Origin of the sequence: Solibaculum mannosilyticum, from assembly GCF_015140235.1 — a bacterium.
GTDB classification, from domain to species: domain Bacteria; phylum Bacillota; class Clostridia; order Oscillospirales; family Acutalibacteraceae; genus Solibaculum; species Solibaculum mannosilyticum.
Genome location: NZ_AP023321.1, coordinates 1,834,456 through 1,850,272, shown reverse-complemented (window position 1 = coordinate 1,850,272; position 15,817 = coordinate 1,834,456). Strand labels below are relative to the sequence as shown.

Here is a 15,817-nt window from a genome sequence, read left to right as displayed (position 1 = left end):
TCTTTATTTTTTTTCTTCTTCCACAGGGATACCGGTGACGCGGGAATAAATACTCAGCATATATTTCGCCAAATTGATGGCCCCGGCATTGCGGACGCTTTCCCGCACCCGTACCCTCATAGCATCCTTCTCCTCTTGGCTCAGATTCATGAGATTCCGGATGATGGAAGCCATCTCTTCAGGCGTCTTGTAGTTGTATCCATTGACGCCTTCTTCGATCTGGGAAGCGTTGAGGGGATCATACCGCAAAACCACCGGCAATCCGGAAGCCATCCCCTCCAGCATGGAGATAGACATCATTTCGGTAAGAGAAGCCGAAACATAAATATCGCAGGCCGAAAAATAGGCCGGGACTTCAGAATGATCCACACTGCCGGTAAATGTAACGCGATGGTCAAGCCCTAGCCGCTTTGCCTGCTGCTTGAGAGCGTCGGTCTCCGGGCCGTCGCCCACCACCACCAGACGGAGACGATCCTCATCCGGGAACTGTTCGGCCAAGTAATCGAGAAGGAGATCCACACTCTTTTCTTTGCCCAGACGGCCGAGGAAGATCAAGGAGGTATCGCCTTCCCGGATGCCCATTTTTTCCCGCAGCGCCTGACGTTTTTCAGGAGAGGTATTGGCGGGATCAAAGGCTTCGTAATCGATGCTGTTGGGGATGACCTCCACCTTTTTCTTGACGCGGCATTCTTTAAAATACTCGTCGGCCTTGCGGGAAGGGCTGGTGACAGCCGAAGCCCGTTTTGCCAAATGACGGGTGTACTGATGGGAAATTTTACGGGCGGCGGGTACAAAGGGCTTGGGCGCTACATAGAAAAGATACTCGTCGTACATAGTATGCAGCGTGTACACCAGCGGCTTATGGAGTTTTTTGGCCGCCATAGTGGAGAAAAAGCCCACGCTGAATTCCTGGTGCATGTGCAGGACATCGGGATTAAACTGCTTGAGATAACGCATACGGACCCGGCTGATGGGTTTTGCCAGGCCATAGCCATAGAGCTGTTTGAGCGGATGGGCGGGACAATGTAAAACACCATCCTCAATATAGTGATGCTTTGCATGGGGATCGGCAGTAACGATCAAAACCTCATGCCCCAAGGCGGTCAAGCCGTCCTTGAGCACTTTAATATGAGTCACTACGCCATTGATATACGGCAAATAGGTTTCAACAAACAATGCGATTCTCATGGACAGCCCTCATTTCTCTTCTTTTCTCTTAGTGTGCTTCCCAAACATTATACCAATCCTGGAAGCATCTGTCAAAGTGAAACAAGGCTTTTGGAGGAAAAGTAGTTGGAACATTGGGTAATTTATTGTATAATACAGTCAAGGAACGGGAATAGGCATCGTCCTACGCCCGAAGAGCAAACAGGAGGAGGTCACCATGAGCGCACCTTATTCGGTATCGTTAGATGCCATTATTCAGAATTTTTCGTTGGATATCGTCTATATGCCTGGATCGGCTGAGGACATTAAGATCGTATCCAGCGACGTCAACCGTCCCGGCTTGCAGCTCAACGGCTTTTTTGAGTATTTTGATTCCAACCGCATCCAGGTGTTGGGAAAAAGTGAATCAGCCTATTTGCAGGATTTGGGTCCTGACCGGCGAGCCGCTGTGTTTGAGGAGCTTCTGGCTCAGCAGCCCCCTGTTATCATCATGACGCGCAATCTGGAGATCCCTCACGAGCTGGAGGATCTGGCGCCCCGTTATGAAGTTCCGCTGCTGCGCAGCAGCGACGGAACCTCCACCTTTATCGCCGCCCTGATCTCGTATCTCAACGTGGAGCTGGCCCCCCGCGTCACCCGTCACGGCGTGCTCATCGAGGCCTACGGCGAGGGGATCCTTCTGCTGGGAGAAAGCGGCGTCGGCAAAAGCGAGACGGCCATTGAACTCATCAAACGAGGCCATCGTCTCATCGCCGACGACGCTGTGGAAATCCGGCGCGTCTCCAGCCGGTCGCTGGTGGGATCGTCGCCGGAAAACATCCGCCACTTTATCGAACTGAGGGGTATCGGTATCATCAACGCCCGCCGTATCTTTGGTATGGGCGCAGTCAAGCTGACGGAAAAAATCGATATGGTCATTCAGCTGGAACTATGGAACAATGAAAAGGTATATGACCGCATGGGTATGGAGAATGAATACACCCATATTTTGGGGATCCGCGTCCCCATGCTGACCATTCCGGTCAAACCAGGCCGGAACCTGGCGGTCATCATCGAGGTGGCGGCCATGAACAACCGTCAGAAGAAGATGGGGTACAATGCGGCTAAGGAACTTCTCAATCAGCTGGGCATGTTGGACGACCTCAGCAGCGAGAGGGAGAAGACTCTGGATTGGGAAGGGTTTTAAAAGAACCTGAGTCCAGAAAATTCGATGCGGATTTAAAGCATAGCCAAATGTTTTTGTCCATGGAATAGGAGTGACAGTGAAATGAAATTGGAAGCGGATTTGCATGTGCATACCTTGGCGTCCAGCCACGCCTACAGCACCATCACCGAGATTGCCCGCTGGTCGGCCGACATCGGATTAAAAGCGGTGGCCATCACCGATCACGGCAGCGCTATGCCCGACGCTCCTCACATCTGGCATTTTCAAAATTTGGATACCATCCCCGATCATCTTTTTGGCGTCCACATCCTGCGGGGTGTAGAGGCCAACGTCATGGATCCCAAGGGGAGCTTGGACATCGAGGAGTGGATTCTCAAAAAGCTGGACTGGGTAGTGGCCTCCATGCACAAGCAGACGGCTCTCATGACCGATCCGGACGAAGTGACATCAGCCTGGATGGGAATTGCAGAAAACCCTTATGTGGACGTTATCGGCCATATGGGCCTTCCCCGGTACGCCTGCGATTATGACAAGGTGGTGCGTGCATTTGGGGAACACGGCAAACTGGTAGAGATCAATTCCCACAGTTTTGACGTGCGGAAAGAAGCCGTCCCCAATTGCCGGAAGGTTGCAGAACTGTGCATGAAATACGGGGTACAGATTTCGGTGGATTCCGACGCCCATTTCCACATGGATGTGGCCAAGGTGGACAAGGCTATGGCTATGCTGAGGGAAATCGATTTCCCGGAGGAATTGATTGTCAATGCCTCCTATGAGAGGCTTGTGAAATACTTGGAAAATCGCAACCGTCCGAAGGCTTAGAACGGGGTTGACTATTCTAATCAGCCGGGTTGTGTGATATACTAATAGAAGAAAAGCTGTAGGCGTTGATTCCATGGTTCAAAGAAAGATTGGTTTTTTGGAGGAGTCGTGGGAATCGGCGGCCTAGATGGGGCACACTACGAATATGAGAGAAAGCCGATAGGGGCAAGAGTTTGCATAAGCAGGAGGAAGATGGGATGGATCATACCACAATGGACAGTTTATACCGTCAGCTGATGGAGCAGGGGATCCCGGTCGTGAAAGAGGAGCCCATGCAAAAACATACCACCTTCCGCATCGGCGGGCCAGCCGATCTGTTTTGTTCTCCCCGGTCGGAAGGGCAGCTTACCGAGGCAGTCCGTCTGGCGAAAGAGCTGGAGATTCCGGTGACGGTGGTGTCCTGTGGATCCAATATGCTGGTAGCGGATAAAGGCATCCGTGGCCTGGTTCTGCACGTAGGGGAAGGGCTTCAGGAGATGGGGCTTGTTTCTCCCCATATTATCCGCTGTGGAGCCGGCGTCACCATGGCAAATCTGTGCCGCTTTGCGCTGGAGAAGGGCCTTACGGGATTGGAATTTGCCTTTGGCATTCCCGGCAGTGCAGGCGGCGGGGCGTATATGAATGCGGGAGCTTATGGCGGTGAAATGTCCCATGTTCTCTCGGCATGCAATCATGTGGAATTGGACGGCACTCCCGGACGTCTGGAAGGCAGTGATCTGGATCTTTCCTATCGTCATAGCGCCTACAGTAGCGGCTTTGCCGTTATCACCAGCGTGGAGGTTTCCCTGCGGCCCGGCGATCCTGTGGCCATCAAGGAGGCCATGGACGATTACCTGGGACGCCGTAAGTCCAAACAGCCGTTGGAATGGCCCAGCGCCGGCAGTGTGTTTAAACGCCCGGCCAAGGGGTATGCGTCGGCCCTCATCGACCAGTGCGGCCTGAAGGGACGAAGGGTAGGCGGCGCGGTAGTCAGCCCCAAACACGCTGGATTTATCATCAACGATGGAGGCGCCTCCTGTGAGGACGTTTGCCGTCTGATTGAAATCATTCAGGAAGAAGTGCTTCGCCAGTGCGGCATCCAGCTGGAGTGCGAGGTCAAGACCATAGGGCAGAGGTGAAAAGCATATGGAATTTGTCATAGTAACCGGTTTATCAGGAGCAGGGAAATCCCGGGCTATCAACGCTTTGGAGGACATCGGATTTTTCTGCATGGATAATATTCCGCCTAAACTGGTGTCCAAGGTAGTTGAACTCTGCCTCCAGTCCAACGACAGCATCTCCAAAATGGCCATGGTCATCGACACCAGGGGAGGGACCTTGTTCAACGGCTTTTTTGAAGGCCTTGAGGACTTAAAACAGCAGGGGTGCGAGTATAAGATCCTCTTCTTAAATTGCCAGGATGTCGTGCTGGAGAACCGGTATAAGGAAACGCGCCGCCGGCACCCTCTGGCCGACGAGACCAATGGATCGGTGGAACGGGCCATTGAGAGGGAACGGGAATTGTTGCATCCCATCTATGAGCGGGCCGATTACACCATCGATACCTCCTACTTATCCCCGGCCCAGCTCAAGGAGCGCATCACCAACCTGTTTTTGGGGGACGTCTCCAAGGGGATGGTCATTCACTGCATGTCCTTCGGTTTCAAGTACGGCATCCCAAACGAAGCTGATCTGATGTTTGACGTGCGCTGTCTGCCCAATCCCTTTTACATCGACGAGCTCAAGCACAAGACCGGCTTGGATGCCCCTGTACGGGACTACGTGCTGGAATGGGATTCCACCAAAGGCTTTGTCAAACGATTGCTGGACATGGTGGATTATATGATTCCCCTCTATGCCAACGAGGGAAAAAGTCAGCTGGTCATCGCCATCGGATGCACCGGAGGCAAACATCGATCGGTAACCATCGCCGACCTCTTGTGTCAGCATCTTTTGGACAAGGGCAGGCGTGTGACGGTCAATCACCGGGATATCAACAAACGCTGAGGCGAGATGGTTCGGACGTCCAGCGGGGAGGAGGAAACAGGATGTCCTTTTCAGCCGAGGTCAAAGAGGAGCTGTGTGCCTTGGGCTTGGGATCGGATGCGACGCTCAAAGCCCAGGCGTACGGCATGCTGCTGTTTGGACGAGCCTTTTCAGCCGACCGCATCTGTCTTTACACCGAGAATGAGAAGGTAGCCCATCTGTACGCCCAGGCCATCGATCGGTTAATCGGCATACAGGTGCCGGTGGAACGGTCATCGGACAAAAAGGAAGGCAGCCGTTTTTTTGTGGTGTCGGTACCGGAAGAGAGGCAGCGGGAACGTGTGTTGGACTGTTTTGGACACACAGTGAAGGACATCCAGCTTCGCATCAACCGGGCCAATACCGAGGATGACGACGGCGCAACTGCTTTTTTGCGCGGCGTCTTTTTGGCCTGTGGGACGTTGGCCGATCCGCAAAAGGAGTATCATTTGGAGCTGGCGGTGCCTTTCCGCAATTTGGCGGCTGATTTGGCCACCGTACTGGGAGAATATGGGTTGATGGCCAAGACCATCGTGCGCAAGGGCGGGCATGTGCTTTACTTTAAGGAGAGCGAACAGATTGAAGATTTTCTCACCCTCATCCATGCCACCAATGCGTCGCTGTCCATTATGAATGTGAAGATATACAAGGACATCCGCAACCGTACAAATCGTGTCACCAACTGCGATACCGCCAACATCAGTAAGACGGTGACGGCCGCCGCCAATCAGGTCAAGGATATCCTGTATATTGAGAAGCGGCGGGGTCTTTCCTTTCTGCCGGAGGATTTGCAGGAGCTGGCGAGGCTTCGGCTTCAAAATCAAGAATTATCGCTTCGGGAATTAGGGGGATTATTGTCCACACCCTTGTCCCGTTCGGGCGTCAATCATCGGTTAGGGCGCATCCACGAGTTGGCCGAGGAGCTGCGCCACACCCTCAACGAGTCAGAATAAAGGGAGGGGATCGGATGGGATTTTGCCATCTGCATGTACATAGTGAATACAGCCTTTTGGACGGCGCATGCCGCATCGAGGGGCTAGTGGAGAGAGCCGCTGCGCTGGGGCAGAAGGCTGTGGCCATCACCGACCACGGCGTGATGTACGGCGCAGTGGATTTTTATAAAGCGGCTAAAAAGCACGGTATCCAGCCCATCATCGGATGCGAGGTATACGTAGCGGCCCGCAAGAGGACTGATCGGGTCCACGGTCTGGATCGGGAAAACAATCACCTGATCCTGCTTTGTAAAAACGAGACCGGCTATAAAAACTTGCTTCAACTGGTGTCCAGGGCCTTTACCGAGGGCTTCTACGGCAAGCCGAGGGTGGATCATGAGCTGCTGGAGCAATACCATGAGGGACTGATTTGTATGTCTGCCTGCCTGGCGGGAGAGATCCCTCGGGCTTTGGTGCGTGGGGACTACGATGCAGCCAAGCGGACGGCACTTTGGTACAACCAGGTGTTTGGCGAGGGCAATTACTACATTGAATTACAGAACCACGGCATCCAGGAGCAGCAGGATATTTTACCCGATCTCATCCGCCTTTCCCGGGAGACGGGGATTCCCATGGCCGCCACCAATGACGCCCATTATCTCACCCGGGAGGACAGCCGTCTCCAGCACGTGCTATTGTGTATCCAGCTCAATAAGACGGTGAATGAAGACATCGGGATGGAATTCCCCACCGATGAATTTTACATCAAGAGCGAGGAGGAAATGGCGGCCCTGTTTTCCGATGTGCCGGAAGCCATTGAGAACACCGTCAAAATAGCACAACAGTGCAGCTTCGACTTTGAATTCGGCAATACAAAACTGCCTTACTTCCAGGTGCCGGACGGCAAGGATGCCTACACCTATTTCCGTGAGATGTGTTATCAGGGCCTTACCCGCCACTATGGGGACCATCCGGAGGAATCCCTTGTCCAGCGGCTGGATTACGAGTTAGAGACCATCCGGTCCATGGGATATGTGGACTACTTCCTCATTGTGCATGACTTCGTGCGTTACGCCAAGGAAAACGGCATTCCGGTGGGCCCGGGACGCGGATCGGGAGCCGGATCATTGGCGGCATATTGTATCGGCATCACCGGCATCGATCCCATGCGGTATAATCTGCTGTTTGAGCGATTCTTAAATCCTGAGCGGGTCAGTATGCCGGACTTCGACATCGACTTCTGTTATGAACGCCGCCAAAAGGTCATCGACTATGTGGTGGAGAAGTACGGCGACGATCATGTGGCCCAGATCATCACCTTTGGAACCATGGCGTCCCGCGCCGCCATCCGGGATGTGGGACGTGCCTTAGGGGTAGCCTATGCCACGGTGGATTCGGTGGCAAAGCTGGTGCCCTTCGAGCTGAAGATGACCATCGACCGGGCGCTGAAGGTCTCCCCGGAACTCAAAGCCCGGTACGATGCGGAACCGGAGATTAAGAATCTCATCGACACCGCCCGGAAGCTGGAGGGTATGCCGCGGCATGCCTCTACCCATGCGGCCGGTGTGGTCATCACCAGGGACCCGGTGGCCAGTTATGTGCCGCTTGCCAAAAACGATGAATCGGTGGTCACTCAGTACACCATGACCACTCTGGAGGAACTGGGCCTGCTCAAGATGGATTTCCTGGGCCTTCGCACGCTGACGGTGCTGTATGACGCGGCGGAAATGGTCAAACGGCATACCCCGGACTTTGACTTGGAGAAAATCTCCTTGGAGGATGAAGAGGTCTTTCGTATGTTGGCCGCCGGTCAGACCGAAGGGGTATTCCAATTTGAATCGGGAGGCATGCGCCAGGTGCTGGTACAGCTGGGTCCGCGTTCGGTGGAGGATCTCATCGCCGTTATCTCCCTTTACCGTCCCGGCCCCATGGACTCCATCCCGCGGTACATCGAAAACCGCCATCATCCGGAGAACATCACCTATCGGCACGAGCTGCTGCGCCCCATTATGGATGTGACCTACGGCTGTCTGATTTATCAGGAACAGGTCATGCAGGTGTTCCGCAGCTTGGCGGGATACTCTTACGGCCGAGCCGACATCGTTCGCCGTGCCATGTCCAAGAAAAAGCACGATGTCATGGAGAAGGAACGCAAAAACTTCATCTACGGTTTGGAGAGAGAAGACGGCACATTGGAGTGTGAGGGATGTATCCGCCGCGGCGTGGATGAACAGACGGCCAACACCATCTTTGACGAGATGTCATCCTTTGCGTCGTATGCCTTTAACAAATCCCATGCCGCCGCCTATGCCACCGTATCTTACCAGACGGCTTACATGAAGTGCCACCATCCTCGGGAATTTATGGCGGCGCTGCTTACCAGCGTCTTGGACTCGGCCACCAAGGTGTCGGGCTACATTGTGGAGTGCCAAAAGCTTGGCATCAAGGTGGAACCGCCGTCGGTTAACCTGAGCTTTGAAGGGTTCACCGTCACCGGCAAGGAGATCCGATTTGGACTCCTGGCGGTGCGCAATTTGGGACGGGGATTCATCCGCAATTTGCTGGCCGAACGGGATGCTGGAGGACCCTTTACCTCCTTCTACGACTTCTGCAAGCGCATGCAAGGGAAGGATCTCAACCGCCGGACCATTGAAAGCCTGATCAAATGCGGCGCACTGGACGGTCTTGGAGCCAACCGCCGGCAGATGCTCTCGTCGGTGGACAAGATGCTGGACAGCTTGGAGGCGTCCCGCCGCCGCAATGTAGACGGACAGATGGGTCTTTTTGATTTGTCGGAGGAAATCAGTGACGATGGGCCAGAACTGCCTGTTATGGAGGAAATGTCCATCGCCGATTTGCTCACATTGGAAAAGGAGACCACAGGGCTTTATCTTTCCGGACATCCCATGGCGGAATACGCCCAGACGGCGGAAAAATTAGGAGCCGCCCGTATCGGCGATATTGTGGAGCAGGCAGGGGAATCGGGTAGCTTATATCAAGATGGAAGCGAAGTAAAGCTGTTGGCGTTGCTGGATTCGGTCCGTCTCAAGACGACCCGCAACAATTCTACTATGGCTTTTGTCAATCTGGAGGATATGTACGGCGCCATTGAAATGCTGGTCTTTCCCCGGACGCTTATGGAGTTCGGCCAGCAGTTGCAGGACGGCCAGGTGATGGTCATCCACGGCAAGATCAGCGCCCGTGAGGATGAGGATCCCAAAATTATTTGTGAACGGGTAGTGCCCTTGTCCGAGGCGGAGATGGAAGGACAGAGTGAAGATAATACGATTCCACGTCCAGCCGTCAAACAGGCCCGGACAGGCTTGTATCTGCGTCTCCCCACCAAGGACGGTGATCATTTTAGACGGGTGATGGATATTGCATCCCTGTTTGATGGAGGCGTTCCGTTGTATCTTCATTTTGCAGATACGGGAAAAACCGTGTTGGCTCCCCGGACGTCCTGGGTGGACGTCAACGAGCCGATGTTGCAGGAAGTATACCATATTCTGGGAAAAAACAATGTGGTATTAAAATAGAATAAAAGAAAGAAATGGGTCGAAGGCGAGGATACAAGTTGTGTCCATGTAAATGCAACAAAAATCCATATATGTATCCGTTGTATAACGCGACGATTTGTTGTATAATGAAAAAAGCTATTGTAGGAAAATGATCCTGGAAGGGAGTAACGATTATGGAGGAAAAAACAATTGCAGTGCTTACCAGCGGAGGAGACGCCCCTGGTATGAACGCCGCTATCCGCGCCGTTGTGCGCGCCGGTATCTTTAAGGGATTCCGCGTGTTGGGCGTCCGGAGAGGTTACAATGGCCTCATCAAGGGCGACTTGGTGGAGATGAATTTGCGCAGTGTATCTGGCATCATTCATCGCGGCGGCACCGTTTTGTATACGGCTCGTTCCCCTGAGTTTAATACAGAGGCCGGCATGCAGAAGGCTATTCAGGTCTGTCGCGCCCACAATATCCTGGGTGTCGTAGTCATCGGCGGTGACGGCTCGTTCCGTGGTGCCCGCGACCTTTCTGAACGCGGTTACAACTGTGTCGGCATCCCCGGCACGATCGATAACGACATCGCTTGCAGTGATTATACCATCGGCTTTGACACTGCTATGAATACCGCTATGGAAGCTGTAGACCGTCTGCGCGATACATCCCAATCCCACGATCGTTGCAGCGTGGTAGAAGTCATGGGCCGCCGTGCCGGCTGGTTGGCTCTGCGCTGTGGCATTGCCGTAGGAGCGACTTCCATCTTAGTGCCGGAAGCCCCGTTTGATTTGCAGAAGGATGTCATCGACCGCATGGTGGAAAACCAGAGAGCTGGTAAACAGCATTTTGTGGTCGTGGTGGCCGAAGGCGTTGGCAATGTTTCTGAAATCGCCAAGGAGATCCAGACCCGTACTGGCATTGAATCCCGTGCTACGGTTCTAGGTCACATTCAGCGTGGCGGAAGTCCCACAGTTACCGACCGTGTGGTGGCCAGCCAGATGGGTTATCATGCAGTAGAGCTTTTGTCCAAGGGGATCGGCAACCGCGTGGTGGCCATGAAGGCGGACAAAGTGGTGGATTACAACATCTCTGAAGCGTTACAGATGAAGAAACCCTTTGATTTTAATCTTTATCAGATTGCTCACGATATCAGCATCTAAAGAGAAAAAAGCTGCGTGAATCAGTTTTTAAAAGGTGTATGGTTTTTGACCGTACACCTTTTTATTTTGGCCAACAAAGTAAAAAGATAAGGTTTAGCATGATTGGGAAAAGGGGAATAATGGAATAAATACTGTGGAAAATGATAAAAATAAGGTGTTCATATTTTAGTCATTGACAACGGCTAATTATTGCATATACTAATCATTAGGTTAACTAATTATTTGGCAACGAATTGATTTTTTGGAGAGTAGGGCGAATGAATCAATGTTAGAGGAAACACAAGCCAAAAAGTTGATGGAATCCATGAGGAGGCTCAAGAAGGTAGCTGGGAAAATCCATTTGAATGGGGATGTTCCGCAAGGGGAATTCTTCATGCTGCACACCATCCGCAGCGAGATGAGAAAACAGTGTGAAAATGGAGCGGTCCCGGTGGAGGGCATCACTATTTCCCAGTTAAGCCGTCAGCTCCACATCGCGATGCCGACGGTATCTCAAACCATCAGTATTTTAGAGGAAAAGGGGTTGGTACAGCGTCTAACCTACCGGCATGACCGCCGCAAAGTGTATGTGGCATTGACCGAATATGGCAGAATGATGTTGGAACGCATGGCCCAACAGATGTCCGGCATGATGGACGAAGTCATGGATCGTCTGGGGGAGGAAAATGTAGAGCAGCTCATTGGACTTATCGACAAACTATATGACATTTTAGACGACATTCAGAAACAAACGACAAAAACGGCAAATCATTGACCACTCATTTGAGAAAGGAAGACAGCGGGCCTATGAAGAAATTGGGGAAATATTTAAAGCCCTTTGCCCTGGTACTGGTGGCATGTGTCGTGCTGCTGTTCGCGCAGGCGCTGTGCGATTTGAATCTGCCCAACTATATGTCGGATATCGTCAATGTAGGGATTCAGCAGAGCGGTATCGATCATGCATCGCCTGAGGCCATCAGTCAAAACGGATTGCAGCTTATGACGGCCTTTATGACCGAAGAAGATCAACAAAGCGTGAAAGATCATTATACTCTGGTCTCCACAGGAGGATCCGGGGAGGAGTATGACAACCAGGTAAAAGAGTATCCATTGCTTGCGCAGGAGGATATTTACATCCGGCAGACAAATGATTCGGAAGAACTGGATCAATTGGATGATATTTTTGGCAAAGCCAGTTGGACCATGATCAATACCGTCAAAGATATGGCAGCCCAGACCGGGGATCAAGAGGGGGAAAGCCTTAGTTCGGACAATATGGCCGATATTGATATCACAACCCTGTATCCCATGATCCCGACATTGCAGCAGATCCCGTCCTCTGTGATAGATTCGGCCCGTCAGGAAGCCGAACAAATGCAGCAGTCCATGCGGGATCAGACGGGCGCCGTATTTGTGAAGTTATTCTACCAGGAACTTGGCATGGATGTGGGCGGCATCCAAATGGGATATATTTTTCGCACAGGCCTTTTGATGCTCCTGATCGCGTTGGGCGGCATTGCGGCGACGATTCTGGTGACCTTTTTTGCATCACGGGTATCGGCCGGCGTGGCAAAGAGTATGCGGCGGGATTTGTTCCATAAAGTGGAGAGCTTTTCAAACAGCGAATTTGACCAGTACTCCACCGCCTCCCTCATCACCCGGACCACCAATGATATCACACAGATCCAGATGTTGCTCGTCATCGGCATCCGTATTCTGTGCTATGCCCCGATCATCGGCATCGGCGGCACTGTCATGGCCCTCAACAAGAGCTCCTCTATGGCATGGGTCATTGCGTTAGCGTGCGTGCTTCTCATCGGAGTCATGCTGGTGCTTTATAAGGTGGCCATGCCCAAGTTTAAGAGCATCCAGAAGCTCATTGATAAACTGAACCTGGTATCCCGTGAAAACTTGAACGGCCTGATGGTCATCCGGGCCTTTGGTACTCAGGAGTTTGAGAAAAAGCGGTTTGATACCGCCAACCAGAACCTGACCAAGACAAACTTATTCGTCAACCGGTCCATGGCACTGATGATGCCAGTGATGATGTTTATCATGAACGGGTTATCCCTTCTTATCGTATGGGTCGGCGCCCAACAGATTTCTCAGTCCGCCATGCAGGTGGGTGATATGATGGCCTTTATCCAATACGCCATGCAGATCATCATGGCATTTCTGATGATTTCCATGATGTTCATCATGATCCCCAGAGCGGCCGTATCCCTCAATCGTGTGGCCGAAGTGCTGGATACCAAACCGGTCATTGTAGATCCGGAGCAGCCGAAAGACTTTGATCAAAACAAACGTGGCGTGGTAGAATTTAAGCACGTCAATTTCCGCTACAACGGCGCGGAGGAGGACGTCCTTCACGACATCACCTTCACCGCCAAACCCGGCCAGATCACCGCGTTTATCGGATCCACGGGATCGGGCAAATCCACCCTCATCAATCTTATCCCCCGGTTCTATGACGTAACAGGGGGAGAGATCCTGGTGAACGGCGTGGATGTCAAGGATGTCCCCCAAAAGCGGTTGCGGGATCAGATCGGGTATGTTCCTCAAAAAGGAGTATTGCTCAGCGGTACCATCGCCTCCAACCTGCGGTACGGGGACGAAGAAGCCAGCGATGAGCAGATCCAGAAGGCGGCCGAGGTGGCCCAGGCCATGGACTTCATCAGTCAGAAGGAAGATGGATTCCAAAACGAGATTTCCGAAGGCGGTTCCAACGTATCAGGCGGCCAGAAGCAGAGGTTGTCCATCGCCCGGGCGCTGGTTAAGAACGCCCCCATTTATATCTTTGACGACAGCTTTTCGGCTCTGGACTTTAAGACCGATGCCGCTTTGCGGAAAGCGCTTAAGGAGTACACATCGGACAGCACCATGCTGATCGTGGCCCAGCGGGTCAGTACCATCATGCAGGCCGACCAGATTATCGTGCTGGATGAAGGTCGTATCGCGGGCATAGGGACCCATCAAGAACTGCTGAAATATTGTCCGGTGTATTATGAAATTGCCAGCTCACAGCTTTCAAAGGAGGAATTGGAATGAGCAAACAGACCTCTCCTAGAAGGCGTGGACCTATGGGACACGGTCCCATGGGAGCTTCCGGCGAAAAGGCCAAAGACTTTAAGGGGACTTCCAAAAAGCTGCTGAAGTATTTGGGGAAATACAAAGTATCCATCGCCGTAGTTATTTTATTTGCCATTGCCTCCACCATCTTTACCATTGTGGGACCGAAGATCCTGGGAAAAGCCACGACGAAATTGTTTGAAGGCGTTATGGAAATGGTAGGAGGTTCCGGATCGGGCATCGACTTTGGCTACATCGGCATGATCCTGGGATCCCTGTTGGGATTGTATCTCGTCAGCGCCCTATTCTCCTATATTCAGGGCTTCCTGATGTCAGGCGTATCCATGAAGGTGACTTATAATCTCCGACGGGATATCTCCATCAAGATCCACAAGCTGCCCCTCAAGTACTTCGACCAGCGCAGCTATGGTGAAGTGCTGTCCCACATCACCAACGACGTGGATTCCGTCAGCCAGACCCTCAACCAGAGTTTAACCCAGATCATCACATCGGCCACCACTCTCGTCGGGATCCTGGTGATGATGTTTTCCATAAGCTGGCAGATGACGCTGGTAGCGCTCTGCATTATCCCACTCTCGCTGTTTTTTGTACTGTTTATTGTCAAGCGGTCCCAAAAGTACTTTAAGTCGCAGCAGGATTACCTGGGCCACGTCAACGGCCACGTGGAAGAAATGTACGGCGCCCATACCTTGGTCAAAGCCTTCAACGGCGAAGAACAGTCGGGCAAGACCTTTGACCAGTACAATGAAAAGCTCTACAATTCCGCTTGGAAATCCCAATTTTTGTCCGGCCTCATGCAGCCGGTGATGAACTTCATCGGGAACTTGGGTTACGTGGCCGTGTGTATCCTGGGCGGATACCTTGCCATCCAGGGACGTATTTCGGTGGGTGACATCCAGGCGTTTATCCAGTATGTCCGCCAGTTTACCCAGCCTATCACCCAGGTGGCCAACATCTCCAATATTCTCCAGCAGACCATGGCCTCGGCCGAACGTGTCTTTGAATTCCTGGACGAGAAAGAAGCCGAACCCGACACCGATCATCCGGCGTCCACCGATAACATCCAGGGCAGTGTGGAGTTTAAACACGTAAAATTCGGATACCATTCCGACCGCATCATCATCAAGGATTTCTCCGCCCGCATCAAGCCGGGACAAAAGGTGGCCATCGTCGGCCCCACAGGCGCTGGAAAGACCACCATGGTCAAACTGCTCATGCGGTTTTACGATGTAAACAGCGGTGAAATTTTAGTGGACGGCATCAACATCAAAGACTTTACCCGCAACGATCTGCGGTCCCTCTTCGGCATGGTGCTTCAGGATACCTGGCTTTACAACGACACCATCAAAGAGAACATCCGTTACGGACGTCTCGACGCCACCGATGAAGAGATTTATGCCGCCGCCAAAGCCGCCCAAGTGCATCATTTTGTGCGCACTCTGCCCGGGCATTATAATATGGTGCTCAATGAGGAGGCCAGCAACGTCTCCCAGGGCGAGAAACAGCTTTTGACCATCGCCCGTGCCATTCTAGCCGATCCCAAGATCCTTATTCTGGACGAAGCCACCAGCTCGGTGGACACCAGGACCGAGGTGCTCATCCAGAAGGCCATGGACAATCTCATGAAGGGACGCACCAGTTTTATCATCGCCCACCGTCTTTCCACCATCCGCGACGCCGACCTCATTTTGGTCATGCGGGACGGCGACATTGTGGAACAGGGGACTCATCAAGAACTGCTTGAAAAAGGCGGGTTCTACGCCAACTTGTACAACAGCCAGTTTGAACGTCAGGGGGAGGGAGCCTAATCGGTTTTCCTCTCAAAAAGAAAAGCCGTATCCCAGGGGATTTTTCTGGGATACGGCTTTTTTGTTTTACTATTTTTTATAGTTTTGCTATGCAAAACTATAAAAACGGCCATCCGGGCCGTCCCCGGCCCGGGCCATTTTGATTTCTATGCGCCTGCCCGCGGGAGCGGGCAGATGCGCAAAAAAAATA

11 protein-coding genes are annotated in these 15,817 nt (G+C 52.5%); 10 read left to right on the top strand and 1 reads right to left on the bottom strand.

Annotated elements, in window-relative coordinates; translation table 11 throughout:
- Window positions 1-3 precede the first annotated feature (3 nt).
- Entirely contained in the window at window positions 4-1,188 is a 1,185-nt protein-coding gene (locus tag C12CBH8_RS08725; protein ID WP_090264489.1) for a glycosyltransferase, read from the bottom strand.
- A gap of 196 nt (window positions 1,189-1,384) precedes the next feature.
- On the opposite strand from C12CBH8_RS08725, the gene hprK reads away from it, so the two are divergent.
- The 10 genes from hprK (at window position 1,385) to C12CBH8_RS08675 (ending at window position 15,627) form a co-directional block, all read left to right on the top strand.
- The gene (gene hprK, locus C12CBH8_RS08720) at window positions 1,385-2,353 is read left to right on the top strand and encodes an HPr(Ser) kinase/phosphatase (protein WP_090264487.1); all 969 of its coding nucleotides are present in this window, start codon (window positions 1,385-1,387) and stop codon (window positions 2,351-2,353) included.
- Between the two features lie 81 nt (window positions 2,354-2,434).
- Entirely contained in the window at window positions 2,435-3,154 is a 720-nt protein-coding gene (locus C12CBH8_RS08715; RefSeq protein ID WP_215533028.1) for a phosphatase, read from the top strand.
- A 197-nt stretch (window positions 3,155-3,351) separates the two neighbouring features.
- Window positions 3,352-4,272 carry a UDP-N-acetylmuramate dehydrogenase gene (gene murB / locus C12CBH8_RS08710; protein WP_246441421.1) on the top strand — a complete coding sequence of 307 codons (921 nt, stop codon included), beginning with the start codon at window positions 3,352-3,354 and terminating at the stop codon, window positions 4,270-4,272.
- 7 nt (window positions 4,273-4,279) lie between these two features.
- Window positions 4,280-5,140: an RNase adapter RapZ gene (gene rapZ / locus C12CBH8_RS08705; RefSeq protein ID WP_215533027.1), complete on the top strand. Its 861-nt coding sequence runs from the start codon at window positions 4,280-4,282 to the stop codon at window positions 5,138-5,140.
- 41 nt (window positions 5,141-5,181) lie between these two features.
- Entirely contained in the window at window positions 5,182-6,111 is a 930-nt protein-coding gene (gene whiA / locus C12CBH8_RS08700) for a DNA-binding protein WhiA (protein ID WP_171846246.1), read from the top strand.
- Between the two features lie 14 nt (window positions 6,112-6,125).
- On the top strand, window positions 6,126-9,626 hold the full coding sequence (locus C12CBH8_RS08695) for a DNA polymerase III subunit alpha (protein ID WP_215533026.1): 3,501 nt from the start codon (window positions 6,126-6,128) through the stop codon (window positions 9,624-9,626).
- Between the two features lie 155 nt (window positions 9,627-9,781).
- Window positions 9,782-10,750 (top strand): 6-phosphofructokinase, encoded by a 969-nt coding sequence (gene pfkA, locus C12CBH8_RS08690; protein ID WP_090264477.1) that lies wholly within the window; start codon window positions 9,782-9,784, stop codon window positions 10,748-10,750.
- A 265-nt stretch (window positions 10,751-11,015) separates the two neighbouring features.
- Window positions 11,016-11,504 carry a MarR family winged helix-turn-helix transcriptional regulator gene (locus tag C12CBH8_RS08685; protein WP_090264475.1) on the top strand — a complete coding sequence of 163 codons (489 nt, stop codon included), beginning with the start codon at window positions 11,016-11,018 and terminating at the stop codon, window positions 11,502-11,504.
- Window positions 11,505-11,536: 32 nt separating this feature from the next.
- A complete protein-coding gene (locus tag C12CBH8_RS08680) occupies window positions 11,537-13,777 on the top strand; it encodes an ABC transporter ATP-binding protein (RefSeq protein ID WP_215533025.1) in 2,241 nt (746 codons plus the stop codon).
- Entirely contained in the window at window positions 13,774-15,627 is a 1,854-nt protein-coding gene (locus tag C12CBH8_RS08675) for an ABC transporter ATP-binding protein (RefSeq protein WP_215533024.1), read from the top strand. Before C12CBH8_RS08680 ends, C12CBH8_RS08675 begins: the two co-directional genes overlap by 4 nt.
- The last annotated feature ends 190 nt before the right edge of the window (window positions 15,628-15,817 follow it).